We start from the raw sequence: 22,544 nt of genomic DNA on the forward strand, positions 1-22,544 counted from the left end.
TCTCAGACCCGGCGACGCTTCGGCGGACGGCACCCGTTGTGCGGCTGCGGTGTCACGTCGGAGATCTGACCGACCTCCAGGCCGACGGCCTGCAGCGAACGGATGGCGGTCTCCCGGCCGGAGCCGGGACCCTTGACGAACACGTCGACCTTGCGCATGCCGTGCTCCATCGCTCGGCGCGCGGCGGCTTCGGCGGCCAGCTGCGCGGCGAACGGGGTCGACTTGCGGGAACCCTTGAAGCCGACCTGACCCGCGGAGGCCCAGGAGATGACCGCACCGGTCGGGTCCGTGATGGACACGATGGTGTTGTTGAAGGTGCTCTTGATGTGCGCCTGCCCGTGGGCGACGTTCTTGCGTTCCTTGCGCCGGACCTTCTTGACAGCGGCTCCGGCACGAGCCTTCGGTGGCATAAGTCTTCTGCGCTCCTATTACTTCCTGCCGGGCTTCTTCTTGCCGGCGACGGTCCGCTTCGGGCCCTTGCGGGTGCGGGCGTTGGTCCGCGTCCGCTGGCCACGCACGGGCAGGCCCCGGCGGTGCCGGATACCGGTGTAGCAGCCGATCTCGACCTTGCGGCGGATGTCCGCGGCGACCTCGCGGCGCAGGTCACCCTCGACCTTGTAGTTGGCCTCGATGTGGTCGCGGAGCTGCACGAGCTCCTCGTCCGTGAGGTCCCGGGCGCGCTTGTCCGGCGAGATGCCGGTGGCGGCGAGCGTCGCCAGGGCGCGGGTGCGACCCACGCCGAAGATGTAGGTAAGCGCGATCTCCATCCGCTTCTCGCGGGGGAGATCCACGCCGAGTAGACGTGCCATGTGCGGGCGTACTCCTCGTGGTTTCTGCCGGAGGTGTGGACCCGCCCCACCCCGCTACCGACCGGCCCCTGTCCTTCCGGCACCTGTCAGTGCCGGCGACCGGGATCGGTCGCTGCCCGAGCGGGCCCCGGCCTCCGACCGGGGGTCGGCCACGACGAGCTACGCGCTGCGCACTCCCGCGGCTGGGACGAGCATGTGATGTGGTTGTCAGGATCTGCGGCCCGGACCGGTGTCGACCGGCCGCGATTGTCACGACCGGCCGGTGGCTCAGCCCTGGCGCTGCTTGTGGCGCGGGTCGGTGCAGATGACCATGACCCGGCCGTGCCGGCGGATCACCCGGCACTTGTTGCAGATCCGCTTGACGCTCGGCTTGACCTTCACGGTTGCCTTACTTCCCATTTGGCCCGACTGCGCGGTGCACGCGCCCCCGGACGACGAAGACGGACACGGGACTCACCCGGCCGCCGTCAGGCTTACTTGTAGCGGTAGACGATGCGCCCTCGGGTCAGGTCGTACGGCGAGAGCTCGACGACGACCCGGTCCTCCGGCAGGATGCGGATGTAGTGCTGCCGCATCTTGCCGCTGATGTGGGCCAGCACCTTGTGACCGTTCGCGAGCTCCACGCGGAACATGGCGTTCGGCAGGGGCTCGATGACCCGGCCCTCGATCTCGATGGCTCCGTCTTTTTTCGGCATGTCCTCCGCTGTCCTGACGTCGGTTGCTCCGGACGGCCCACAACGTCTTACACGGGAAAACTGATCGAGATCAGGTGACCCGCGCCAGCCGCGGCTCCGACACCCACCGAAGCGCAGGGCAGGCATGCCGGAGTGGACGCTGTGCGCCGATCAGAAAGTGTACGCCCGCCCGCGCGCCGCCGCCAAACCGACCGGTGAACCCGGTTGGCGCGCCCCGGCGATCCGGACATTGCGCCCAGTCGAACCGCACGTTCACCACGCATGAGATCAGCCACCAGCCGCCCGGCGGAACCACCGACCGACCCGCCGACCGTCCGGCAGACCGGCCCGACCCGGGGTCAGACTGCTCCGCCGGGGAGTTCCCGATCCTTCCGCCGGGCGGCCTTCCGTTCCCGCTGGCGTGCCCGCTTCTCCCGCCGGCGCTCCCGCTCGACCGCCCAACGCGCCGGCTCACCCGACAGGATCCCGGACACGCTACGCACCAACAACACCGCACCCCACGGGCCGGCCACCCAGCCGGGCCAGAAGTAGAGCACGTCGGCGGCGAGCAGGGACGAGACCGCCCAGATGGCGACCACGACCGGGACGGCCTTCAGCCACGGCTCCCACACCCCGGCAAGCCACCGGGCAGTGGCGGAACCACCCGGGGATCCGGTCGTCCGGGCCGAGCCGCCCGACGCGGAGACGGTGGCGGCCGGCCCGCCCGGCACGGCGAGCGCCGACGTCGCCGCACCGGCCGGCGCCGGCAAGTCGACCACGAGTGCGTCGAGCTCGCCGTAGGTGCGGGCGGCGTACGCCCGCTGGAGGCGCTCGTCGTACTCGTGCAGGTCCAGCCGTCCCTCGTCTACGGCCACCCGCAACCGGTCGGCGACCAGCTGCCGGTCCTCGTCGGCGGCGCGCATCTCCTCTTGCCCCTGCATGGCTTCCAGGATGCCACCGACACACCACCCGCGCGATCCCGCGGCGCCGCGGTCGTGGGCCACTCGGCTTCTTCCCGGTGGGCGACCACGCCCTGACATGGCGGTCGCACGACCCCGGCGCACCCCAGATCGACCGTCCTCGGCCCCGACCGCGACCGCAGACCGGTGGAGTCGGGTCAGGCGGTCGGGGCGGGCTGGCGGGCAGTGACCAGGTCGCCGAGGCGTTCCCGGCCGCCGTCCGCGGCGGTGAGCACCCACACCCCGTCCGGCAGCAGTGCCATGGTGTGCTCCACGTGCACGGCCGGCGACCCGTCCCGGGTCACCACCGTCCAGCCGTCGGCCAGCTCCGCCGTCCGGGGTGAACCCAGGGTGATCATCGGCTCGATCGCGAGTGCCATGCCGGGCACCAGACGGGGCCCCTTGCCTGGACGACCGTGGTTGAGCACGTGCGGATCCTGGTGCATCTCGGTGCCGATGCCGTGGCCGCCGTACCCGTCGACGACGCCGTACCGACCGCCCTTGCGGACCGCGGTCTCGACGGCGTGGGAGATGTCGGTGAGCCGGCCCCTCCCGCTGGCCGCACCCCGGGCGGCGGCCGCGATGCCGGCCCACATGGCGTCCTCGGCCACGTCGGCCATCCGGAGCAACGCCGGATCCACCGCACCCACCGCAACGGTGATCGCCGCGTCGCCGTGCCAGCCGTCCAGTACCGCACCGCAGTCGATAGAGACGACGTCACCGTCCCGGAGCACCTGATCGGGCGACGGGATGGCGTGCACCACCTGCTCGTTGACGGAGGAGCAGATCGAGGCGGGGAAGCCGTGGTAGCCCTTGAAGGAGGGCGCGGCCCCGGCCGCGCGGATGGTCGACTCCGCGATGCCGTCGAGATCGGCGGTGCTCACGCCCGGGGCGACCGCCTCCCGCATCCGACGCAGCGCCTCGGCGACCACCAGCCCCGCGGCCCGCATCTTCTCGATCTGGTCAGGGGTCTTCAGCTGGATGTCCAGCTGGGGACGACGCATCGGGTGGTTACCTTTCTCGCCGACGAGCGCGGCGCCTCACGCGCACCTTGCTCCCCGGACGCTATCCGCCGTGGTGGGAGGTCAGCCGCCATACGAGCGCAGGGCGTCGATGGCGCGGACGGTGACGTCCTCCACCGGGCCCGTGGCGTCGATCCCCACCAGCTTGCTCTGGGCGCCGTAGTAGTCGACCAGCGGCGCGGTCTTGTCGGCGTACTCCCGCAGTCGGGTAGCGATGGTCTCCGGCTTGTCGTCGTCTCGCTGGAACAGCTCGGCGCCGCACCGGTCGCAGATGCCCTCCCTGGTCGGGGCGTCGAACTCGACGTGCCAGACCTTGCCGCAGCCCCGACAGGTGCGCCGCCCGGACAGCCGGCGGATCACCTCGTCGTCGTCGACGACCAGCTCCAGCACCAGGTCCAGCGCGGTGCCCAGATCGGCGAGGAGCTTGTCCAGCGCGGCGGCCTGCGGCGTCGTCCGTGGGAAACCGTCGAGTAGGAAACCCTCGCCAGCGTCCGGCTCGGCGAGCCGTTCCCGCACCATGTTGATGGTCACCTCGTCCGGCACCAGCTCACCGGCGTCCATGTAACGCTTCGCTTCGACGCCGAGCGGGGTGCCCTGTGACACGTTGGAACGGAAGATGTCCCCGGTCGAGATCTTCGGCACCGCGAGGTGCGCCGCGATGAACTCCGCCTGCGTGCCCTTGCCCGCCCCCGGCGGGCCAACCAGAACGAGTCTCATCTACCGCAGGAACCCTTCGTAGTTCCGCTGCATCAGTTGGCTCTCGATCTGCTTGGTGGTCTCCAGACCGACGCCGACCATGATCAGGACAGCGGTGCCGCCGAACGGGAAGTTGAGGTACTGCTGGCGGTCCAGCCAGATGAAGAAGAAGTTCGGCATGATCGAAACCACGGCCAGGTAGAGGGCGCCCGGCAGGGTGATCCGGCTGAGAATGAAGTCAAGGTAGTCGGCGGTCGGCTTGCCGGGCCGGATACCCGGGACGAAGCCGCCGTACTTCTTCATGTTGTCCGCGACCTCGGTCGGGTTGAACGTGATCGAGACGTAGAAGTACGTGAAGAAGATGATCAGCAGGAAGTAGACCACGATGTAGATCGGGCTGGTCGGGTCGACCAGGTTGTTCTGGATCCACGCCTGGGTCTTCCCCGGGTCGGTCTGGTCGAAGAACTGCAGGGCCAGCTGCGGCAGGTACAGCAGCGACGAGCCGAAGATCACCGGGATGACACCGGCCTGGTTGACCTTCAGCGGGATGTAGGTCGAGGTGCCGCCGTACATCCGCCGGCCGATCATGCGCTTGGCGTACTGCACCGGGATCCGCCGCTGCGACTGTTCGATGAACGTGACCGCGGTGATGATGACCAGGACCAACGCGATGACGAGCAGGAACTTGGCCCAGCCCTGGCTCTCCTTGATCGTCCAGCCTTCGGCGGGAAGGCGGGCCGCGATCGAGGTGAAGATCAGGACGGACATGCCGTTGCCGACGCCGCGGTCGGTGATCAGCTCACCGAGCCACATCACCACGCCGGTGCCCGCGGTCATCGTCATGACCAGGACGCTCAGGGTGAGCCAGTCCGGGATTCCGGTCCCCACCGGGATGATCGGGAACTGGTCGCACTGGTTGTTGAAGAGCTGCCCGGAGCGGGCCAGGGCGACGAACGCCGACGCCTGCAGGACGCCCAGCCCCAGGGTGAGATAGCGGGTGTACTGGGTGATCTTCGCCTGGCCGGCCTGGCCCTCCTTGCGGAGCTGCTCGAGCCGCGGGATCACCACGGTCAGCAGCTGCAGGATGATCGACGCGGTGATGTAGGGCATGATGCCCAGCGCGAAGACCGACAACTGCAGCAGCGCGCCACCCGAGAAGAGGTTGAGCAGGTTCAGCACACCCGTGGAGCCGTTCTCCAGGGTGTCGAGGCACTTCTGCACGTTGCCGTACGAGACGCCAGGGCTGGGCAGCGTAGCACCGAGCCGGTAGACCGCGATGATGCCTACTGTGAACAGCAGCTTCTTGCGCAGGTCAGGCGTGCGGAACGCACTGAAAAAGGCGGACAGCAACTTCTTCCTCCTGCGCGAGGCGGGCCGCCGGTGGTCCCTGGCGGGTCGGGGTGGGCCGGGCAAGCGCCCGAAATCCATGGCTGGAAACGGACTCTAACAGCCCGGTCCCGGTCCGGGCAGGTGCGCCCGGCTACATAAACCGCTTCCGATGTTACCGGGTGCACACGTCCCAGGTAGGCCATGGCGCCCGCCAGTTGACCGACAACTGAACGGGCGCCACGGGTGGTACAGCCTTACAGCTCGGTGACCGAACCGCCGGCAGCGGTGATCTTCTCCTTGGCCGACGCACTGAACGCGTGCGCCGACACCTGGAGCGCCACCCCGCCGAGGTCGCCGGTGCCAAGGATCTTGACAGGCTGGCCCTTGCGGACCGCGCCGGCCTCGACCAACTCGACCGGGCCGACCTGGCCGCCGTTCGGGAAGAGCTCGGCGAGCCGGTCCAGGTTGACCACCTGGAAAACGACCTTGAACTTGTTCTTGAAGCCCTTCATCTTCGGCAGGCGCATGTGGATGGGCATCTGCCCACCCTCGAACGCCGCCGAAATGTTCTTGCGGGCCTTGGAGCCCTTGGTACCACGGCCGGCGGTCTTGCCCTTGGAACCCTCACCGCGACCCACACGAGTCTTCGCGGTCTTGGCACCGGGCGCCGGACGCAGGTGGTGAACCTTGATCGTCATTACTCGACCTCCTCGACCTTCACGAGGTGGTTGACCGTGAAGATCATGCCGCGGATCTCCGGACGGTCCTCCTTGACCACCACGTCGTTGATCCGCTTGAGGCCGAGCGAGCGCAGCGAGTCACGCTGGTTCCGCTTGGTCCCGATCTCGGATCGGACCTGGGTGACCTTCAGGCGAGCCATCAGGACGCCACCTCCGCCCGCGACGCCAGCATGGCGGCCGGCGCGACGTCCTCGACCGGCAGGCCACGGCGCGCGGCGACGGCCTCGGGGGACTCCAGCCCCTTCAGCGCCGCCACCGTGGCGTGCACGATGTTGATCGGGTTGGACGACCCGAGGCTCTTGGAGAGCACGTCGTGGATACCCGCGCACTCCAGCACGGCACGCACCGGACCACCGGCGATGACGCCCGTACCGGCCGAGGCCGGCTTGAGCAGCACCACGCCGGCGGCGTCCTCGCCCTGCACCGGGTGCGGGATCGAGGCGCCGATCCGCGGCACCTTGAAGAAGTGCTTCTTGGCCTCCTCGACGCCCTTGGCAATCGCCGCGGGCACCTCCTTGGCCTTTCCGTAGCCCACGCCGACGGTGCCGTCGCCGTCGCCCACGATCACCAGGGCGGTGAAGCTGAAGCGACGACCACCCTTCACGACCTTGGCGACGCGGTTGATCGCGACGACCCGCTCGAGGTGCGGGGTCTTCTCGGCGGGCGCGTTTCCGCGGCCGCCCTCACGGCGGTTGTCGCGGCGACCACCCTCGTTGCCACCGGACCCGCCGCCACGGCGCTGTTGACCTGGCATCAGCAGCCTTCCTTCTCTCTCGTGACGGGGTTTGTCAGAACTCGAGCCCGGCTTCGCGGGCGGCCTCGGCAAGCGCGGCGACCCGCCCCGCGTACCGGTTGCCACCGCGGTCGAAGACGACCTTGGAGATGCCGGCGGCCTTCGCCCGCTCGGCGAGCAGCGCACCGACCTTGCCGGCCAGAGCACTCTTGTCGCCCTCGGTGCCCCGCAGCGGGGCCTCCAGGGTCGAGGCCGACGCCAGGGTGTGCCCCTTGGTGTCGTCCACGATCTGGGCGACCATGTGCCGCAGGGAGCGGGTGACCACCAGGCGGGGGCGCTCGGCCGTACCGCTGATGCTCTTGCGGACCCGGAAGTGTCGGCGCGCACGCCCGACGGCACGCTTGGCGGCGACGCCGCGGCGGCGCTTGAGCAGCGTGGCGCTCACTTCTTACCTGCCTCTCTCACAGCCTTACGGCCGGCGGATGACCTCACCCTGGTGCTGACAGCCGTGATCACTTCTTGCCCGCCTTACCAGCCTTGCGGCGGATGACCTCGCCCTGGTACTTCACACCCTTGCCCTTGTAGGGCTCCGGCGGGCGGATCTTCCGGATGTTCGCGGCGACCTCGCCGACCAGTTGCTTGTCGATGCCGGCCACGTGGAACAGGGTCGGCTTCTCCACCGTGAAGGTGATGCCCGCCGGCGGCTGCACCAGGACCGGGTGCGAGAACCCGAGCGCGAACTCCAGGTCCTTGCCCTTCGCGGTGACCCGGTAACCGGTGCCCGCGATCTCCAGGCTCTTACGGTAACCCTCGGTCACACCGACGACCATGTTGGCGATCAGGGTACGGCTCAGGCCGTGGAGCTCCTTGGCCTTCCGCTCGTCGTTCGGTCGGGCGACGTTCAGCTGCCCGTCCTCGGTCCGCTCGACGGTGATCGGCTCGGCCACGGTGTGCGCGAGTTCGCCCTTGGGGCCCTTGACCTTGACGGTCCGGCCATCAATCGTGACGTCGACGCCGGCTGGCACCGGGATCGACTTACGTCCAATACGCGACATTTCTACCTGTCTCCCGTTACCAGACGAAGGCGAGGACTTCCCCGCCAACGCTCCGCTTGCGGGCCTGCCGGTCGGTCAGCAGCCCCTGGGACGTCGAAATGATCGCCACGCCCAGACCGCCGAGCACCCGGGGGAGCTCGCCCGACTTGGCGTACACCCGGAGACCGGGCTTGGACACGCGCTTGATACCGGCCAGGCTCCGCTCTCGGTTCTGGCCGTACTTCAACTCGACGACCAGTCGCTTGCCGACGGCGCCCTCCTCGGGCTCCTCGACGGACCAGGTGGCGATGTAGCCCTCGGACTTGAGGACCTCGGCGATGTTCGCCTTGATCTTCGAGAAGGGCATCGTCACCCGGTCGTGGTACGCCTGGTTGGCGTTACGCAGACGCGTGAGCATGTCTGCGATCGGGTCGGTCATCGTCATTTAACTCGTCAACCTTTCTCGCCGGGGTTCCCGGAACCTGCCGGGCCTACGGCGAAGAGACAGTGCAGCTGACGCGCGGAGCGCGCCGGGCTATTACCAGGAAGCCTTGGACACGCCGGGCAGCTCACCGCGGTGGGCCATCTCCCGGATGCAGACCCGGCAGAGACCGAACTTGCGGTAGACCGCCTTCGGACGCCCGCACCGCTGGCAGCGGGTGTACGCGCGAACCGAGAACTTCGGCTTCGCGGCCGCCTTGATGATCAGCGCCTTCTTGGCCATCTCAGTTCTCCTTGAACGGGAAGCCCAGGAGCTTGAGCAGCGCCCGGCCCTCGTCGTCGGTCGTGGCGGTGGTGACCACCGTGATGTCCATTCCCCGCTGCCGATCGATCTTGTCCTGGTCGATCTCGTGGAACACCGACTGCTCGGTCAGACCGAACGTGTAGTTGCCGTGCCCGTCGAGTTTGCGTCCGTCCAGACCACGGAAGTCACGGATACGCGGCAGCGCGATCGACAGCAGCCGGTCCAGGAACTCCCACATCCGGTCGCCACGCAGGGTGACCTTCGCGCCGATCGGCATGCCCTCCCGCAGCTTGAACTGCGCGATGGACTTGGTCGCTCGCCGCACCTGCGGCTTCTGACCGGTGATGGTCGCCAGGTCACGGACGGCGCCGTCGATCAACTTGGCGTCCCGGGCGGCCTCGCCGACACCCATGTTGACGACGATCTTGACCAGTCGCGGCACCTGCATCGGATTGCCGTAGCTGTACTGCTCGCGCAGCTGGGCCACGATCTCGTTGCGGTACCGCTCCTTGAGGCGCGGCATAGTCTTGGTTTCGGTAGCCGTGGTCATCACAGGTCCTTACCGGTGCTACGCGCGATGCGGACCTTCTGGCCGTTGTCGTCGACCCGGTAGCCGACGCGGGTCGGCTTGCCGTCGGAGTCCACGACCATCACGTTCGAGACGTGGATCGGGGCCTCCTGGGTGACGATGCCACCGGTCTTCGCGCCACGCTGGGTGGTGCTGATGCGGGTGTGCTTCTTGACCCGGTTCACGCCCTCGACCAGGACCTTGTCCTGCCGCGGGTAGGCCGCGATGACCTTACCCTTGGCACCCTTGTCCTTGCCGGCGACGACGACGACCGTGTCGCCCTTCTTCACCTTCATGCCCGCGCCTCCCTGCGGTCGGCGCGCGCCCGAAGCTTGCACCTACTGAGCCTGCTGGTTCGCTCGCTCCGCTCGCTCACGGTCACAACACCTCCGGCGCGAGAGAAATGATCTTCATGAACCGCTTGTCCCGCAGTTCCCGACCCACCGGGCCGAAGATACGGGTACCGCGCGGGTCCCCACCGTCCTTGATGATGACGGCGGCATTCTCGTCGAAGCGGATGTACGAGCCGTCCGGCCGCCGCTTCTCCTTGGCGGTGCGAACGACGACCGCCTTGACGACGTCGCCCTTCTTCACACCGGCACCCGGGATCGCGTCCTTGACGGTGGCCACGATGACGTCGCCGATGCTCGCGTAGCGCCGACCGGAGCCACCGAGAACCCGGATGCACAGGATCTCCCGGGCACCCGTGTTGTCGGCGACGCGCAGTCGCGACTCCTGCTGAATCACGTCTATCTCCTATGTCTGCCGGTTCTCCGGCCGCACCGGGCGGCCGGAGCCTGGCGGAACCTTCACCCGACCGACGCCGGGCGAGCTTGAGTCCTCGCTACTTGGCCTTTTCCAGGATCTCCACGAGCCGCCACCGCTTCGTGGCCGACAGCGGCCGAGTCTCCATGATCAGGACCCGGTCGCCGATCCCGGCGGTGTTCTGCTCGTCGTGCACCTTGAGTTTGCTGGTCCGGCGCATGATCTTGCCGTACAGCGCGTGCTTGACCCGGTCCTCGACCTCGACGACGACGGTCTTCTCCATCTTGTCGCTGACCACAAGGCCCTCGCGCACCTTGCGCCGCGCCCGCTGCGCGCTCGCCACGGTGTTCTCGCTCATGCTCGAGCTCCCTTACGCTCGCTTCGCTCGCTCACGAAGTCACCTCAGTCGGCGCGACCGAGAGCCCCAGCTCGCGCTCACGCATGATCGTGTAGATCCGGGCGATCTCCCGACGGATGACCTGTAGCCGCCGGTTGTTGTCCAGCTGCCCGGTTGCGGCCTGCACGCGGAGGTTGAACAGCTCCGCCTTGGCCTCGCGCAGCTTCGTGACCAGCTCCTCCTCGGAGAGCTCACGCAGCTCGGCGGCCTTAACGCCCGCTGCCATCAGGATTCACCCACTTCGCGCGTAACAATCCGGCACTTCATCGGGAGCTTGTGGATCGCGCGACGCATCGCCTCGCGCGCGATCTGCTCGTTGGGGAAGGACATCTCGAAGAGAACCCGCCCCGGCTTCACGTTCGCGACCCACCACTCGGGTGAACCCTTACCGGAACCCATCCGGGTCTCGGCCGGCTTCTTGGTGAGGGCCTGGTCCGGGAAGATCGTGATCCAGACCTTGCCACCACGCTTGATGTGACGGGTCATCGCGATACGTGCCGACTCGATCTGACGGTTGGTCACGTACGCCGGCTCGAGAGCCTGGATCCCGAACTCGCCGAACACCACCCGGTTACCGCCCTTGGACGCGCCGCTGCGGTCCGGGTGGTGCGGCTTGCGGAAGCCCTTCGGGGGCTTGCGCGGCATCAGCATCTGTCAGCCCTCCTGCTGCTTTTCTGCCGCTGCGGCGACGGCGCCGGCATCCACCGGCTCGCCGCTCGGCGTCTCGGCCTGCTGCGCGATGGTGGTCGCGGCGGCGCGGCCGGTCTCGGTGCCACCAGCGGTCGTGCCGGACGAGCCGGACCGACCACGGCGTGGCCGCTCGGGGCGGTCGCCGCGCTCACGGCGCGGGCGCGACGGAGCCTCGGTCGGGGTCTCCCGACCCGGCACCGCGTCACCCTTGTAGATCCAGACCTTCACGCCGATCCGGCCGAAGGTGGTACGGGCCTCGAAGAAGCCGTACTCGATGTTGGCCCGCAGCGTGTGCAGCGGGACCCGGCCCTCGCGGTAGAACTCGGTCCGGCTCATCTCGGCGCCGCCGAGACGGCCCGAGACCTGGACCCGGATGCCCTTGCAGACCGGGTTCTTCATCGCGGACTGCATGGCCTTGCGCATCGCCCGGCGGAAGCTGACCCGGCTGGAGAGCTGCTCAGCCACGCCCTGCGCGACGAGCTGCGCGTCGGACTCGGGGCTCTTCACCTCAATGATGTTGAGCTGCACCTGCTTGCCGGTCAGCTTCTCGAGCTCGCCGCGGATCCGATCCGCTTCCGCGCCCTTACGACCGATGACGATGCCCGGCCGGGCGGTGTGGATGTCGACCCGGACCCGATCCCGGGTGCGCTCGATGTCGACCTTGGAGATCCCGGCGCGCTCAAGTCCCTTGGACATCATCCGACGGATCTTGACATCCTCGCCGATGTAGTCCTTGTAGAGCTTGTCCGCGAACCAGCGCGACTTCCAGTCGGTCGAGACGCCGAGCCGGAACCCGTGCGGGTGAACCTTCTGACCCATTACTCGGCACCCTCCGTCGTGCTCTGCGTCTCAGCCGGCCTGGTCTGCTTCGCCGGGGCCGCCTTCTTCGCCGCCGCCTTCTTCGGCGTGGACGGCGCCACCGCCTCGACCGCGACAGTGATGTGGCAGGTGCGCTTGCGGATCCGGTACGCCCGGCCCTGCGCCCGCGGCTGGAACCGCTTCATGGTCGGGCCCTCGTCCACGTACGCCTCGCTGACGAGCAGCGCGCCGGGGTCCAGCCGCTCGTTGTTCTCCGCGTTGGCGATCGCGCTCGCAAGCACCTTGTACACCTGCTCGCTCGCGGCCTGAGGCGCGAACTGCAGCACCGTGAGCGCCTCCTTCGCGGGCAGGCCGCGGACGAGGTTGACCACCCGGCGCGCCTTCATCGGCGAGATGCGCACGTACCGCGCAACCGCCCGCGCGCCCGGCAGCACCGGAGCGTCGCCCTTTCCTGGCATCGCTGTAACCCCTTGTTCCTCTATCCGTATGCCCGCGGCGTCAGCGCCGGCGGCTCTTCCGGTCGTCCTTCTCGTGACCCTTGAACGTGCGGGTCAGCGCGAACTCGCCGAGCTTGTGCCCGACCATCGCCTCGGTCACGAACACCGGGACGTGCTTGCGTCCGTCGTGCACGGCGATCGTGTGACCCAGCATCTCCGGGGTGATCGTCGAGCGCCGCGACCAGGTCTTGATGACGTTCTTGGTGCCCTTGTCGTTCTGCGTCTCCACCTTCTTGATCAGGTGGTCGTCGACGAAGGGGCCCTTCTTCAGGCTGCGAGGCATGTCTTATCTCCCTCAGCCGCGCTTACGCGTGGCGTAGCGGCGGCGGACGATCAGCCGGTCACTCGGCTGGCCCTTACGACGGGTACGGCCCTCGGGCTTACCCTGCGGGTTGACCGGGTGGCGACCGCCGGAGGTCTTACCCTCGCCACCACCGTGCGGGTGGTCGACCGGGTTCATGGCGACACCACGGACGGTCGGGCGCTTGCCCTTCCAGCGCATCCGACCGGCCTTACCCCAGTTGATGTTCGACTGGTCGGCGTTGCCGATCTCGCCGATGCTGGCGCGGCACCGCACGTCCACCCGCCGGATCTCACCGGACGGCATGCGCAGGGTCGCGTACGCGCCCTCGCGACCGAGCAGCTGGATGCCGACGCCGGCCGACCGGGCCAGCTTGGCGCCACCACCCGGACGCAGCTCCACGTTGTGGATCGTGGTGCCGACCGGGATGTTGCGCAGCGGCAGGTTGTTGCCCGGCTTGATGTCGGCGCTCGGCCCAGACTCGACGGTGTCGCCCTGCTTCAGGTCCTTCGGCGCGATGATGTAGCGCTTCTCACCGTCGAGGTAGTGCAGCAGCGCGATCCGAGCGGTGCGGTTCGGGTCGTACTCGATGTGCGCGACCTTCGCCGGCACGCCGTCCTTGTCGACCCGCTTGAAGTCGATGAGCCGGTACTGCCGCTTGTGGCCGCCACCCTGGTGCCGGGTCGTGATCCGCCCGTGGGCGTTCCGCCCGCCCTTCTTCGGCAGCGGAGCCAGCAGCGACTTCTCGGGCGTCGACCGGGTGATCTCGGCGAAGTCGGCGACGCTCGAGCCACGCCGGCCCGGCGTCGTCGGCTTGTACTTACGGATAGCCATTGTCTACACCCCTCAGCTGACCGGGCCGCCGAAGGCCTCGATACGGTCACCGTCAGCCAGCTTCACCATCGCCCGCTTGGTGTCCTTGCGCTTGCCGAACCCGGTGCGGGTCCGCTTGCGCTTGCCCTCGCGGTTGAGCGTGTTCACCGTCAGGACGCGCACGTCGAAGATCTGCTCGATGGCGATCTTGATCGCGGTCTTGTTCGCGTCCGGGTGCACCAGGAAGGTGTACCAGTTGCGGTTCAGCTCGCTGTAGCTCTTCTCCGAGACGACCGGCGCCACGATGATGTCGCGCGGGTCGGCGATCGTGCTCACTTGCCACCCTCCTCGGTCGTCTCGGCCGCCCGGCCGACCACCATCGGCAGCCCCAGGAACTCGTCCAGGGCCTCCTTGGTGAAGACCACGTCGTCGGCCACCAGCACGTCGTAGGTGTTGAGCTGGCCGGCCTCGATCAGGTGCACCCGCGGCTCGTTCCGCAGCGACACCCAGTTCAGCTCGTCGGTGCTGCTCAGCACGACCAGTACCCGGCGGGCCTCGGTCAGCTTCGCCAGCGTGGCGAGGGCGGCCTTGGTCGACGGCTTCTCGCCCGAGACGAACGCCTCGACGACGTGCACCTTGCCGGCGCGCGCCCGGTCGGACAGGGCGCCGCGGAGGGCGGCGGCCTTCATCTTCTTCGGGGTCCGCTGGCTGTAGTCGCGCGGCACGGGACCGTGCACCACGCCACCACCGGCGAATTGCGGCGCGCGGATCGAGCCCTGCCGGGCACGACCGGTGCCCTTCTGCTTGTACGGCTTCTTGCCGCCACCGGCAACCTCGCCGCGGGTCTTGGTCTTGTGCGTTCCCTGCCGGGCCGCCGCGAGCTGAGCCACCACGACCTGGTGCATCAGCGCGACGTTGGCCTGTGCGTCGAAGATGTCGGCGGGCAACTCGACGGAGCCGCTCTTGTTGCCTTCGACGGTGAGGACGTCAACGGTGGTCACTTGGCCGCACCACCCTTCTTCGCCTTGGCCGCCGTGCGGACCAGGACCAGCGCGCCCTTGGGGCCCGGGATGGCCCCGCGGACGAGCAGGAGGTTGTTCTCGGTGTCGACCGCCTGGACGGTCAGGTTCTGGACGGTGTAGCGGACGCCACCCATCCGGCCGGCCATCCGGGTGCCCTTGAAGACACGACCCGGGGTGGCGCAGGCGCCGATGGAGCCCGGCGAACGGTGCTTTCGCTCGACACCGTGGCTGGCGCGCAGGCCGTGGAAGCCGTGCCGCTTCATCGGGCCGGCGTAGCCCTTGCCCTTGGTCTTGCCGGTCACGTCGACCGAGATACCGGCCGGGAACTGCTCGACCGTGACCTCCTGGCCGAGTGAGTACTCGGCGGCGTCGGTCGTGCGCAGCTCGACGATGTGGCGACGCGGCGCGACATCGGCCTTCGCGTAGTGACCGCTGATCGGCTTCTTGACCTTGCGCGGGTCGATCGCGCCGTACGCCAGCTGGACCGCCGAGTAGCCGTCCTTCTCGGCGCTGCGAACCTGGCTGACGACGCACGGGCCGGCCTGCACCACGGTCACCGGAACAACGCGGTTGTTGTCCCAGACCTGGGTCATGCCGAGCTTCGCGCCCAGGATCCCCTTGACTTGCCTGTCCATTTGTCCGATCCCTACAGCTTGATCTCGATGTCGACGCCAGCCGGCAGGTCGAGGCGCATGAGCGAGTCGACCGTCTTCGGGGTCGGGTCGATGATGTCGATCAGCCGCTTGTGCGTGCGCATCTCGAAGTGCTCGCGCGAGTCCTTGTACTTGTGCGGCGAGCGGATAACGCAGAAACGGTTGATCTCCGTGGGCAGCGGCACCGGGCCCGCGACCTGCGCCCCGGTACGCGTCACCGTCTCGACGATCTTCCGAGCCGAGGAGTCGACGACCTCGTGGTCATAGGCCTTGAGCCGGATGCGGATCTTCTGTCCCGCCATGGTGGCTTCTGTTCCTTCTCTCGATGCCGCTGTGTTGCGGGCGCCTGTACCGGCTGGCACGGGCCCACTTCGCCGACCCCCGCGGTCGGGCGTGTCGCGCCCTCGGATCAGGCTCCGCCCCGGGATTCCGGAACGGTGCCAGACCGCGCGGTGGGTCATGGCGTCGATCGCACTGCCGCGACCTGGACGCCGTGCGAGGGTGGTTGGCAGTCTGGCCGCCAACCACCCTACGCCCGACTGGCCCTTCCACCCGGAGGTTCAACACACGTCGAACACAGGCGGACGAACCGTCGTTACGCAACCTGACTAGTATGCCGCACGACCGGCGGCGGGTCTAATCGGGGTTACCCAGCTCACTTGATGATTTTGGTGACGCGACCCGCGCCCACCGTACGACCACCCTCGCGGATCGCGAACTTGAGGTTCTCCTCCATCGCGATCGGCTGGATGAGCTTGACGCTCATCGTGGTGTTGTCGCCCGGCATGACCATCTCGGTGCCCTCGGGGAGGGTGACGACACCGGTGACGTCGGTGGTCCGGAAGTAGAACTGCGGACGGTAGTTCTGGAAGAACGGGGTGTGCCGGCCGCCCTCCTCCTTGGAGAGGATGTAGACCGTCGCCTCGAACTCGGTGTGCGGAGTCGTGGTACCCGGCTTGACGACGACCATGCCGCGCTCGACGTCCTCGCGCTTGATGCCACGCAGCAGCAGACCGACGTTCTCACCCGCGCGGGCCTCGTCGAGCAGCTTGCGGAACATCTCGATGCCGGTGCAGGTGGTCTTCATCGACTTCTCGCGGATACCGACGATCTCCACCTCCTCGTTCGGCTTGAGGACGCCGCGCTCAGCGCGACCGGTGACGACGGTGCCCCGACCGGTGATCGTGAAGACGTCCTCGATCGGCATCAGGAACGGCTTCTCGGTCTCGCGCTCCGGCTGCGGGATCGCGGTGTCGACCGCGGTCATCAGGTCCATCAGCTTCTGGGTCCACTCAGGGTCGCCCTCGAGCGCCTTCAGCGCGGACACCCGGACGACCGGCAGGTCGTCACCCGGGTACTCCTGCGACGAGAGCAGCTCGCGGACCTCGAGCTCGACGAGCTCCAGAAGCTCCTCGTCATCGACCATGTCGCTCTTGTTGAGCGCCACGACGATGTACGGCACGCCGACCTGACGGGCCAGCAGCACGTGCTCGCGGGTCTGCGGCATCGGGCCGTCGGTCGCCGCGACCACCAGGATCGCGCCGTCCATCTGGGCGGCACCGGTGATCATGTTCTTGATGTAGTCGGCGTGACCGGGGCAGTCGACGTGCGCGTAGTGCCGCGCCTCGGTCTGGTACTCGACGTGCGCGATCGAGATCGTGATGCCGCGCGCCTTCTCCTCCGGCGCCTTGTCGATCTCGTCGAACGGCGTGTACGGGTTCAGGTCCGGGTACTGGTCGTGCAGGACCTTGGTGATGGCCGCCGTCAGCGTCGTCTTACCGTGGTCGATGTGACCAATGGTGCCGATGTTGACGTGCGGCTTAGTCCGCTCGAACTTCGCCTTCGCCACTGGTGTCCTCCTGTGGACTTTCTTGGTTCGTTCGCCCCGGTGCGCCGGTCGGCGCTTAGGACTCTGTCGACAGCCTTTCCGACCTGACGGCCGGAGAGCCTTTGTGGGTTCTGCGGCGGTGAAGCCTACAGGCCCGGATTCACACAACCCGACCGAGGTGGTCGCGGGCGGGAACCCCCTCCCGCGACCAGACCCGGCTCATCGATTCAGCCCAGGCGAGCGTCACTCACCAGTCGCCTTGGCGATGATCTCCTTGGCCACCGAGGCCGGAACCTCGGCGTAGGAGTCGAACTGCATGCTGTAGCTAGCCCGGCCCTGGGTCTTCGACCGCAGGTCGCCGACGTAGCCGAACATCTCCGACAACGGCACCAGGGCGCGGACGACGCGGGCACCGCCGCGTTCCTCCATCGCCTGGATGATGCCACGGCGGGAGTTGAGGTCGCCGATGACGTCACCCATGTTCTCCTCCGGAGTGGTGACCTCAACGGCCATCATCGGCTCAAGCAGCGCCGGGTCGGCCTTGCGGGCCGCCTCCTTCAGCACCATCGAGCCGGCGATCTTGAACGCCATCTCGGACGAGTCGACCTCGTGGTACTGACCGTCCACCAGGGTCAGCTTGACACCGACCAGCGGGAAGCCAGCGAGAATGCCGTACTGCATGGCGTCCTGAGCGCCCGCGTCCACCGAGGGGATGAACTCCCTGGGGATACGGCCGCCGGTGACGGCGTTGGCGAACTCGTAGGTCGGCGCCTCGTTGTCCAGCGGCAGCGGCTCCAGGCTGATGATCACCCGGGCGTACTGACCCGAACCACCGGTCTGCTTCTTGTGGGTGTACTCGACCTTCTCCACCAGCCGGCGGATGGTCTCACGGTACGCCACCTGAGGCTTGCCGATGTTCGCTTCGACGTTGAACTCACGGCGCATCCGGTCCACCAGGATGTCCAGGTGCAGCTCGCCCATGCCGGAGATGACCGTCTGGCCGGTCTCCTCGTCCAGCTTGACGCGGAAGGTCGGGTCCTCCTCGGCCAGCCGCTGGATGGCGGTGCTGAGCTTCTCCTGGTCGGCCTTGGTCTTCGGCTCGATGGCCACCTCGATGACCGGCTCCGGGAAGGTCATCGACTCCAGGATGACGGGGTTCGCCGGGTCACACAGGGTGTCACCGGTGGTGGTCTGCTTCAGCCCCTGAACCGCGATGATGTCGCCAGCCTTGGCGGAGCTGCGCTCCTCCCGCTTGTTGGCGTGCATCTGGTAGATCTTGCCGATCCGCTCCTTGCGGTCCTTGGTGGAGTTGACCACCTGGGACCCGGACTCGACCACGCCCGAGTACACCCGGACGTAGGTGAGCTTGCCGAGGTGCTTGTCAGTCTGGATCTTGAAGGCCAGGCCGGAGAACGGCTCCGAGGTGGACGGCTTCCGCTGCATCGGCGTCTCGCCGTCGGTGGCGGTGCCCTCGATCGCCGGGATGTCCAGCGGCGACGGCAGGTAGTCGACCACGGCGTCGAGCATCGGCTGGACGCCCTTGTTCTTGAACGCGGAGCCGCAGAGCACCGGATTGGCCTTGCCGGCGATGGTGGCCCGTCGGACGGCGACCTTGATCTCCTCGGTGGAGATCTCCTCGCCCTCCAGGTACTTCTCCATCACCGAGTCGTCGACGTCGGCCAGGGTCTCCATCAGCTTCTCGCGCCACTCGGCCGCGGCGTCGGTCAGCTCGGCCGGGATCTCCTCGACCGCGTAGTCCTCACCCTTCTTGGTCTCCCCGCGCCAGGTGAGGGCGCGCATGCTGACCAGGTCCACGACACCGATGTGGTCGGCCTCGAGCCCGATCGGGATCTGAAGCACCAGCGGGGTGGCGTTGAGCCGGTCGATCATCATCTGCACGCAGCGGAAGAAGTCGGCACCGGTCCGGTCGAGCTTGTTGACGAAGCACATCCGGGGAACGTTGTACTTGTCGGCCTGGCGCCAGACGTTCTCCGTCTGCGGCTCCACACCGGCGACACCGTCGTAGACCGCGACCGCACCGTCCAGAACGCGCAGCGACCGCTCGACCTCGACGGTGAAGTCGACGTGGCCGGGCGTGTCGATGATCTGGATCGTGTGGCCCTTCCACTCGCACTTGGTGGCGGCGGAAGTGATGGTGATACCGCGCTCCTGCTCCTGCTCCATCCAGTCCATGACGGCAGCGCCCTCGTGGACCTCACCGATCTTGTAGGTGATACCGGTGTAGAACAGGATCCGCTCGGTGGTAGTGGTCTTACCGGCATCGATGTGCGCCATGATGCCGATGTTGCGTACGTTGGCGAGCGCGTCTGCGGCGGCCACTTCAATCCCTACTTATCGTCGTCTCGACACAACTGGTGGTGGCTCCGGCACCGGACGGTGCCGGAGCCAGGGTGTTACCAGCGGTAGTGCGCGAAGGCCTTGTTGGACTCGGCCATCTTGTGGGTGTCCTCGCGCCGCTTGACGGCGGCACCGAGGCCGTTGCTCGCGTCCAGCAGCTCGTTCATCAGCCGCTCGACCATGGTCTTCTCCCGCCGGGCCCGGGAGTAGGTGACCAGCCAGCGCAGGCCCAGCGTGGTCGCCCGGGCCGGACGGACCTCGACCGGCACCTGGTAGGTCGCGCCACCGACGCGGCGGCTGCGCACCTCCAGGGTCGGCTTGACGTTGTCCATCGCCCGCTTGAGGGTGACGACCGGGTCGGTGCCGGACTTCTCGCGGCAGCCCTCCAGGGCCGCGTACACGACGCGCTCAGCGAGCTGACGCTTGCCGCGCAACAGGATCTTGTTCACCAGCTGGGTGACCAGCGGCGAGTTGTACACCGGGTCAGCGACCAGCGGCCGCCGCGGAGCGGGTCCCTTACGCGGCATGTCAGCTCTTCTCCTTCTTCGCGCCGTAACGGCTGCGCGCCTGCTTGCGGTTGCGGACACCCTGGGTGTCCAGCGAGCCGCGGACGATCTTGTAACGCACGCCGGGGAGGTCCTTCACCCGGCCGCCGCGGACGAGCACGATGGAGTGCTCCTGCAGGTTGTGGCCGACACCCGGGATGTAGGCGGTCACCTCGATCTGACTGCTGAGCTTGACACGAGCGACCTTGCGCAGCGCCGAGTTCGGCTTCTTCGGGGTGGTGGTGTACACGCGGGTGCACACACCGCGCCGCTGGGGGGACCCCTTCAGCGCCGGGGTCTTGGTCTTGGTCGTCTTCGCCTGGCGGCCCTTGCGGACCAGCTGCTGGATCGTGGGCACCGGGTTTCTCCGCTCCCTTCGGCCGCCTGCCCGGCGGCCGCGCCGTCTGCCGTAGCCGACCTGGAGGTCGACTCTCCTACATTCCGACCAGGACCGCCTCACGGCGGTCCCGGCACCCGCGGTCGGGCGTGTCGCCCGGCTCGCGGTTCCCCGGTCGTCACTCTCGCCACGCCGGGATCTTTGTCTGTCACCGGCACGTGGCAGGCCGCGCGCCGGACCTTCTGGCTTCACCGTGCTGCCGCAGGATCACCGGCTGACCGGATCCAGCGCACGCACGAGTTGCCCGGGCATGCCCGGGCACAAGGGGAAAGAGTACCTACCACAACCGCGCCGGTCAAAACTGTGCCACCGGCGGAACGTCACCGCCCCACCGAAGGAATCGTCCTGCCCGCACGCCCGCGATGGGCACCCACGGATACGAGTGTACCGGCCGCACCGCGCGACCACCCGTCGGCCCCAGGGTTCCCTCCGGCGGCCGCACGGCCACCACACCGCTGGTCACGCCAGTGACACGAGCAACGCCAGCCCCAGCCCGAGCAGGCTCAGCAGCAGCCCCACACCTCCGCAGCCGATACCGGCGAAAGCCAGGCCCCGTCCGGTGAACCGGACCGCCGGCGGTGCCGCCGGCCGGCGGATCTGCCGCAGCCCGAGGAGGCCGGCGCCGACAGCGCCCGCCCCGGCCAGGACGCCCAGCACCGTGAAGGCGCCGGCGGCCCAGACGCCGTCCCAGTCAGCCCCCGCCACCCCGAAACAGATCACCAGCAGCGAGACGAGAATCGAGGCGATTCCCGCCACCAGGGAGCCCACCGCAAGGCCCGAGGCGACCGCCGGCACGTCGAGGTGCACGACACCGAACGGCGTGCCGGGCACCGGGTCGACCCGCCGCGGGCGGCGCACCACGTCCCGCGGCGGAGGCGGCGGCACGGCGGGCAGCGGACCCCAACCAGGGCCGGTCGTCGGCGGTGTCCCAGCCCGCCCCGGCGGTGTCGCCAACCCCGGCGCGGGCGCACCGGAACCGAAGGGCGGCTCCGAGGTTCGGGGCGACCGATCAGCGGAGCCTGCCGGCGGCTGTGCCCACGGGTCAGATGCCGACGTCGCAAGGTCGGGCGGCGAGCCGGGCACGCCAGCAGAGAAGGCGGGCGGACCGGCCGGGAACCCGGACCAGGGGTCGGCCGCCGGTGCCGGGTATGGCGGTGCGGAGCCGGGCGAGCCAGCCGGCCGCGCAGACCCCTCGGGGACGGACGCGGCGTCCGGCCGGCTGGGCCCCGTCGGATCGGTGCCCTGCGGGCGCGCCGGGTCAGTCACGGGTCCTCCTGTCGGCAGTGGCGTCCACGCGCGGGCGACGGACACCGGCCAGGCTACCGCTGCCGGGCCGGTCGCCGGCGCCCGACGCGGTCGGCTCCCCACCGGGCCGGTCAGTCCACATTCGGCGCGAAGTCCTGCCCGTAGGGTGCCTCGGCGAGCCGTACGACCCCGACCACCAGCACAACCACCACCGCGACCGCGACCAGCACCAGGCCCGTCCAGGCCAACCGCTCACCGCGCCGTAGCCAGGCCGCTCCGGTGAGGAAGCCGCCCGAACCGTACGCCTCACGGCGCGCCTGGCGCGCGAGTTGGAGGGCCACCGTGGCGGGCACCACTCCACCGACGAACAGGCCGGTCACCGCTCCGATCAGGCCCAGCGCGAACACCGCCCGCGCCTTCGTGGCCCGGGCCGGATCCGGATCCAACGGGTGCCGCGGGTGCCCCAGCGGCGGAGCCACCGGGACGGGCCCGGGAACGGTGGTCATGCCCTCCATCATGCCCGGCAGCCCACGGCTCGGGGTCAGTAGGAGCAGACCTCCAGCCGGTTGCCCAGTGGGTCGCGGAACCAGAACCAGGTGACCGGCTGGTCCGGGGCCCGGTTGAGCTGGCCGACCTCGGCGCCGCGGTCGACGAGCCAGGCCCGCGCGGCGGCCGCGTCGGACGTGTAGAAATTGAAGCCGGACCATTCCCCGCCCCCCGGGTCCAACAGCGTGACCGGCGGACCCTCCGGCGCCCGGAGCACCACGATGTGCGAGGTGCGGAACAGCTCCGGCCAACCCAGGACGTCCTGATACCACCCCGCGACAGCGTGCGGATCATCGACCTTCACGAAGACGGTGTCGACCTTCTGCAACGGACTCTCCGACATGCCCGCGACGCTAGCG

The 22,544-nt window shown here is 68.6% G+C and carries 36 protein-coding genes; all 36 read right to left on the reverse strand.

What is annotated here, in order from left to right; all coding sequences use genetic code 11:
- Positions 1–2 precede the first annotated feature (2 nt).
- Positions 3–410, reverse strand: coding sequence for a 30S ribosomal protein S11 (gene rpsK / locus QTQ03_RS14845; protein WP_007073011.1), 408 nt, complete (start codon positions 408–410; stop codon positions 3–5).
- 18 nt (positions 411–428) lie between these two features.
- Positions 429–809: a 30S ribosomal protein S13 gene (rpsM, locus tag QTQ03_RS14850; RefSeq protein WP_289278559.1), complete on the reverse strand. Its 381-nt coding sequence runs from the start codon at positions 807–809 to the stop codon at positions 429–431.
- A 267-nt stretch (positions 810–1,076) separates the two neighbouring features.
- Positions 1,077–1,190, reverse strand: a complete 114-nt coding sequence (gene rpmJ / locus QTQ03_RS14855) for a 50S ribosomal protein L36 (protein ID WP_012184307.1) — start codon at positions 1,188–1,190, stop codon at positions 1,077–1,079.
- Between the two features lie 92 nt (positions 1,191–1,282).
- Positions 1,283–1,504 (reverse strand): translation initiation factor IF-1, encoded by a 222-nt coding sequence (gene infA / locus QTQ03_RS14860; RefSeq protein WP_007073013.1) that lies wholly within the window; start codon positions 1,502–1,504, stop codon positions 1,283–1,285.
- Positions 1,505–1,842: 338 nt separating this feature from the next.
- A complete protein-coding gene (locus QTQ03_RS14865) occupies positions 1,843–2,424 on the reverse strand; it encodes a DUF1707 SHOCT-like domain-containing protein (RefSeq protein WP_289278560.1) in 582 nt (193 codons plus the stop codon).
- Between the two features lie 176 nt (positions 2,425–2,600).
- Positions 2,601–3,446, reverse strand: coding sequence for a type I methionyl aminopeptidase (gene map, locus QTQ03_RS14870; protein ID WP_289278561.1), 846 nt, complete (start codon positions 3,444–3,446; stop codon positions 2,601–2,603).
- Positions 3,447–3,527: 81 nt separating this feature from the next.
- Positions 3,528–4,181: an adenylate kinase gene (locus QTQ03_RS14875; protein WP_289278562.1), complete on the reverse strand. Its 654-nt coding sequence runs from the start codon at positions 4,179–4,181 to the stop codon at positions 3,528–3,530.
- On the reverse strand, positions 4,182–5,510 hold the full coding sequence (secY, locus tag QTQ03_RS14880; RefSeq protein WP_289278563.1) for a preprotein translocase subunit SecY: 1,329 nt from the start codon (positions 5,508–5,510) through the stop codon (positions 4,182–4,184).
- Positions 5,511–5,743: 233 nt separating this feature from the next.
- Positions 5,744–6,187 (reverse strand): 50S ribosomal protein L15, encoded by a 444-nt coding sequence (rplO, locus tag QTQ03_RS14885; protein WP_289278564.1) that lies wholly within the window; start codon positions 6,185–6,187, stop codon positions 5,744–5,746.
- Positions 6,187–6,369, reverse strand: a complete 183-nt coding sequence (gene rpmD, locus QTQ03_RS14890) for a 50S ribosomal protein L30 (protein WP_012184313.1) — start codon at positions 6,367–6,369, stop codon at positions 6,187–6,189. The genes rplO and rpmD overlap by 1 nt, the downstream gene beginning before the upstream one ends.
- Positions 6,369–6,983, reverse strand: coding sequence for a 30S ribosomal protein S5 (gene rpsE / locus QTQ03_RS14895; protein ID WP_289278565.1), 615 nt, complete (start codon positions 6,981–6,983; stop codon positions 6,369–6,371). The genes rpmD and rpsE overlap by 1 nt, the downstream gene beginning before the upstream one ends.
- Positions 6,984–7,017: 34 nt before the next feature.
- A complete protein-coding gene (rplR, locus tag QTQ03_RS14900; RefSeq protein ID WP_289278566.1) occupies positions 7,018–7,407 on the reverse strand; it encodes a 50S ribosomal protein L18 in 390 nt (129 codons plus the stop codon).
- Between the two features lie 67 nt (positions 7,408–7,474).
- Entirely contained in the window at positions 7,475–8,017 is a 543-nt protein-coding gene (gene rplF / locus QTQ03_RS14905; RefSeq protein ID WP_289278567.1) for a 50S ribosomal protein L6, read from the reverse strand.
- 16 nt (positions 8,018–8,033) lie between these two features.
- On the reverse strand, positions 8,034–8,441 hold the full coding sequence (gene rpsH, locus QTQ03_RS14910) for a 30S ribosomal protein S8 (protein ID WP_289278568.1): 408 nt from the start codon (positions 8,439–8,441) through the stop codon (positions 8,034–8,036).
- A 93-nt stretch (positions 8,442–8,534) separates the two neighbouring features.
- Positions 8,535–8,720 carry a type Z 30S ribosomal protein S14 gene (locus tag QTQ03_RS14915; RefSeq protein ID WP_007465272.1) on the reverse strand — a complete coding sequence of 62 codons (186 nt, stop codon included), beginning with the start codon at positions 8,718–8,720 and terminating at the stop codon, positions 8,535–8,537.
- Position 8,721: 1 nt separating this feature from the next.
- Positions 8,722–9,291 (reverse strand): 50S ribosomal protein L5, encoded by a 570-nt coding sequence (gene rplE / locus QTQ03_RS14920; RefSeq protein ID WP_353890592.1) that lies wholly within the window; start codon positions 9,289–9,291, stop codon positions 8,722–8,724.
- Positions 9,291–9,605 (reverse strand): 50S ribosomal protein L24, encoded by a 315-nt coding sequence (gene rplX / locus QTQ03_RS14925; RefSeq protein WP_289278569.1) that lies wholly within the window; start codon positions 9,603–9,605, stop codon positions 9,291–9,293. The genes rplE and rplX overlap by 1 nt, the downstream gene beginning before the upstream one ends.
- A gap of 82 nt (positions 9,606–9,687) precedes the next feature.
- Positions 9,688–10,056: a 50S ribosomal protein L14 gene (gene rplN, locus QTQ03_RS14930; protein ID WP_007073026.1), complete on the reverse strand. Its 369-nt coding sequence runs from the start codon at positions 10,054–10,056 to the stop codon at positions 9,688–9,690.
- A 97-nt stretch (positions 10,057–10,153) separates the two neighbouring features.
- On the reverse strand, positions 10,154–10,432 hold the full coding sequence (rpsQ, locus tag QTQ03_RS14935; RefSeq protein ID WP_289278570.1) for a 30S ribosomal protein S17: 279 nt from the start codon (positions 10,430–10,432) through the stop codon (positions 10,154–10,156).
- A gap of 31 nt (positions 10,433–10,463) precedes the next feature.
- On the reverse strand, positions 10,464–10,697 hold the full coding sequence (rpmC, locus tag QTQ03_RS14940) for a 50S ribosomal protein L29 (protein WP_289278571.1): 234 nt from the start codon (positions 10,695–10,697) through the stop codon (positions 10,464–10,466).
- Positions 10,697–11,122 carry a 50S ribosomal protein L16 gene (rplP, locus tag QTQ03_RS14945; protein WP_007465292.1) on the reverse strand — a complete coding sequence of 142 codons (426 nt, stop codon included), beginning with the start codon at positions 11,120–11,122 and terminating at the stop codon, positions 10,697–10,699. Before rplP ends, rpmC begins: the two co-directional genes overlap by 1 nt.
- Before the next feature lie 3 nt (positions 11,123–11,125).
- Complete coding sequence (gene rpsC, locus QTQ03_RS14950) at positions 11,126–11,980, reverse strand: 30S ribosomal protein S3 (RefSeq protein WP_289278572.1); 855 nt, start codon at positions 11,978–11,980, stop codon at positions 11,126–11,128.
- A complete protein-coding gene (rplV, locus tag QTQ03_RS14955; protein ID WP_289278573.1) occupies positions 11,980–12,438 on the reverse strand; it encodes a 50S ribosomal protein L22 in 459 nt (152 codons plus the stop codon). Before rplV ends, rpsC begins: the two co-directional genes overlap by 1 nt.
- 40 nt (positions 12,439–12,478) lie before the next feature.
- Positions 12,479–12,760: a 30S ribosomal protein S19 gene (gene rpsS / locus QTQ03_RS14960; protein WP_289278574.1), complete on the reverse strand. Its 282-nt coding sequence runs from the start codon at positions 12,758–12,760 to the stop codon at positions 12,479–12,481.
- A 12-nt stretch (positions 12,761–12,772) separates the two neighbouring features.
- Positions 12,773–13,612, reverse strand: coding sequence for a 50S ribosomal protein L2 (gene rplB, locus QTQ03_RS14965; protein ID WP_289278575.1), 840 nt, complete (start codon positions 13,610–13,612; stop codon positions 12,773–12,775).
- A gap of 12 nt (positions 13,613–13,624) precedes the next feature.
- The gene (gene rplW / locus QTQ03_RS14970; RefSeq protein WP_289278576.1) at positions 13,625–13,927 is read right to left on the reverse strand and encodes a 50S ribosomal protein L23; all 303 of its coding nucleotides are present in this window, start codon (positions 13,925–13,927) and stop codon (positions 13,625–13,627) included.
- Entirely contained in the window at positions 13,924–14,592 is a 669-nt protein-coding gene (gene rplD, locus QTQ03_RS14975) for a 50S ribosomal protein L4 (RefSeq protein ID WP_289278577.1), read from the reverse strand. Before rplD ends, rplW begins: the two co-directional genes overlap by 4 nt.
- Entirely contained in the window at positions 14,589–15,248 is a 660-nt protein-coding gene (gene rplC, locus QTQ03_RS14980) for a 50S ribosomal protein L3 (protein ID WP_289278578.1), read from the reverse strand. Before rplC ends, rplD begins: the two co-directional genes overlap by 4 nt.
- Positions 15,249–15,259: 11 nt before the next feature.
- Positions 15,260–15,568 (reverse strand): 30S ribosomal protein S10, encoded by a 309-nt coding sequence (gene rpsJ, locus QTQ03_RS14985; protein ID WP_007073037.1) that lies wholly within the window; start codon positions 15,566–15,568, stop codon positions 15,260–15,262.
- Between the two features lie 353 nt (positions 15,569–15,921).
- Complete coding sequence (gene tuf, locus QTQ03_RS14990; RefSeq protein WP_289278579.1) at positions 15,922–17,115, reverse strand: elongation factor Tu; 1,194 nt, start codon at positions 17,113–17,115, stop codon at positions 15,922–15,924.
- Between the two features lie 222 nt (positions 17,116–17,337).
- Positions 17,338–19,434: an elongation factor G gene (gene fusA / locus QTQ03_RS14995; protein ID WP_289278580.1), complete on the reverse strand. Its 2,097-nt coding sequence runs from the start codon at positions 19,432–19,434 to the stop codon at positions 17,338–17,340.
- A gap of 74 nt (positions 19,435–19,508) precedes the next feature.
- Positions 19,509–19,979 carry a 30S ribosomal protein S7 gene (rpsG, locus tag QTQ03_RS15000; protein WP_091650217.1) on the reverse strand — a complete coding sequence of 157 codons (471 nt, stop codon included), beginning with the start codon at positions 19,977–19,979 and terminating at the stop codon, positions 19,509–19,511.
- Position 19,980: 1 nt separating this feature from the next.
- Positions 19,981–20,355, reverse strand: coding sequence for a 30S ribosomal protein S12 (gene rpsL, locus QTQ03_RS15005; protein WP_007465318.1), 375 nt, complete (start codon positions 20,353–20,355; stop codon positions 19,981–19,983).
- Positions 20,356–20,853: 498 nt separating this feature from the next.
- The gene (locus QTQ03_RS15010; RefSeq protein WP_289280836.1) at positions 20,854–21,225 is read right to left on the reverse strand and encodes a hypothetical protein; all 372 of its coding nucleotides are present in this window, start codon (positions 21,223–21,225) and stop codon (positions 20,854–20,856) included.
- A 545-nt stretch (positions 21,226–21,770) separates the two neighbouring features.
- Positions 21,771–22,145 carry a hypothetical protein gene (locus QTQ03_RS15015; protein ID WP_289278581.1) on the reverse strand — a complete coding sequence of 125 codons (375 nt, stop codon included), beginning with the start codon at positions 22,143–22,145 and terminating at the stop codon, positions 21,771–21,773.
- 35 nt (positions 22,146–22,180) lie between these two features.
- Positions 22,181–22,528 (reverse strand): VOC family protein, encoded by a 348-nt coding sequence (locus QTQ03_RS15020; RefSeq protein ID WP_289278582.1) that lies wholly within the window; start codon positions 22,526–22,528, stop codon positions 22,181–22,183.
- Positions 22,529–22,544 lie beyond the last annotated feature (16 nt).

The sequence above is a fragment of the Micromonospora sp. WMMA1363 genome (assembly GCF_030345795.1).
In the GTDB taxonomy this organism is placed as follows: domain Bacteria; phylum Actinomycetota; class Actinomycetes; order Mycobacteriales; family Micromonosporaceae; genus Micromonospora.

Coding starts and splice junctions, on each gene's coding strand:
- rplO (WP_289278564.1), bottom strand. CDS start 6,187: ATGACGATCAAGGTTCACCACCTGCGTCCGGCGCCCGGTGCCAAGACC.
- map (WP_289278561.1), bottom strand. CDS start 3,446: ATGCGTCGTCCCCAGCTGGACATCCAGCTGAAGACCCCTGACCAGATC.
- rpsH (WP_289278568.1), bottom strand. CDS start 8,441: ATGACGATGACCGACCCGATCGCAGACATGCTCACGCGTCTGCGTAAC.
- infA (WP_007073013.1), bottom strand. CDS start 1,504: ATGCCGAAAAAAGACGGAGCCATCGAGATCGAGGGCCGGGTCATCGAG.
- rpsC (WP_289278572.1), bottom strand. CDS start 11,980: ATGGGTCAGAAGGTTCACCCGCACGGGTTCCGGCTCGGCGTCTCGACC.
- rpmD (WP_012184313.1), bottom strand. CDS start 6,369: ATGGCTCGCCTGAAGGTCACCCAGGTCCGATCCGAGATCGGGACCAAG.
- rpsM (WP_289278559.1), bottom strand. CDS start 809: ATGGCACGTCTACTCGGCGTGGATCTCCCCCGCGAGAAGCGGATGGAG.
- rplX (WP_289278569.1), bottom strand. CDS start 9,605: ATGAAGGTGAAGAAGGGCGACACGGTCGTCGTCGTCGCCGGCAAGGAC.
- rpsG (WP_091650217.1), bottom strand. CDS start 19,979: ATGCCGCGTAAGGGACCCGCTCCGCGGCGGCCGCTGGTCGCTGACCCG.
- rpsE (WP_289278565.1), bottom strand. CDS start 6,983: ATGCCAGGTCAACAGCGCCGTGGCGGCGGGTCCGGTGGCAACGAGGGT.
- rplV (WP_289278573.1), bottom strand. CDS start 12,438: ATGCCAGGAAAGGGCGACGCTCCGGTGCTGCCGGGCGCGCGGGCGGTT.
- rplP (WP_007465292.1), bottom strand. CDS start 11,122: ATGCTGATGCCGCGCAAGCCCCCGAAGGGCTTCCGCAAGCCGCACCAC.
- QTQ03_RS14915 (WP_007465272.1), bottom strand. CDS start 8,720: ATGGCCAAGAAGGCGCTGATCATCAAGGCGGCCGCGAAGCCGAAGTTC.
- QTQ03_RS14875 (WP_289278562.1), bottom strand. CDS start 4,181: ATGAGACTCGTTCTGGTTGGCCCGCCGGGGGCGGGCAAGGGCACGCAG.
- rpsJ (WP_007073037.1), bottom strand. CDS start 15,568: ATGGCGGGACAGAAGATCCGCATCCGGCTCAAGGCCTATGACCACGAG.
- rplC (WP_289278578.1), bottom strand. CDS start 15,248: ATGGACAGGCAAGTCAAGGGGATCCTGGGCGCGAAGCTCGGCATGACC.
- QTQ03_RS15015 (WP_289278581.1), bottom strand. CDS start 22,145: ATGACCACCGTTCCCGGGCCCGTCCCGGTGGCTCCGCCGCTGGGGCAC.
- rpmC (WP_289278571.1), bottom strand. CDS start 10,697: ATGGCAGCGGGCGTTAAGGCCGCCGAGCTGCGTGAGCTCTCCGAGGAG.
- rplB (WP_289278575.1), bottom strand. CDS start 13,612: ATGGCTATCCGTAAGTACAAGCCGACGACGCCGGGCCGGCGTGGCTCG.
- QTQ03_RS14865 (WP_289278560.1), bottom strand. CDS start 2,424: ATGCAGGGGCAAGAGGAGATGCGCGCCGCCGACGAGGACCGGCAGCTG.
- QTQ03_RS15020 (WP_289278582.1), bottom strand. CDS start 22,528: ATGTCGGAGAGTCCGTTGCAGAAGGTCGACACCGTCTTCGTGAAGGTC.
- rpsQ (WP_289278570.1), bottom strand. CDS start 10,432: ATGAGCGAGAACACCGTGGCGAGCGCGCAGCGGGCGCGGCGCAAGGTG.
- rpsK (WP_007073011.1), bottom strand. CDS start 410: ATGCCACCGAAGGCTCGTGCCGGAGCCGCTGTCAAGAAGGTCCGGCGC.
- rpsS (WP_289278574.1), bottom strand. CDS start 12,760: ATGCCTCGCAGCCTGAAGAAGGGCCCCTTCGTCGACGACCACCTGATC.
- rplE (WP_353890592.1), bottom strand. CDS start 9,291: ATGACCACGGCTACCGAAACCAAGACTATGCCGCGCCTCAAGGAGCGG.
- rplF (WP_289278567.1), bottom strand. CDS start 8,017: ATGTCGCGTATTGGACGTAAGTCGATCCCGGTGCCAGCCGGCGTCGAC.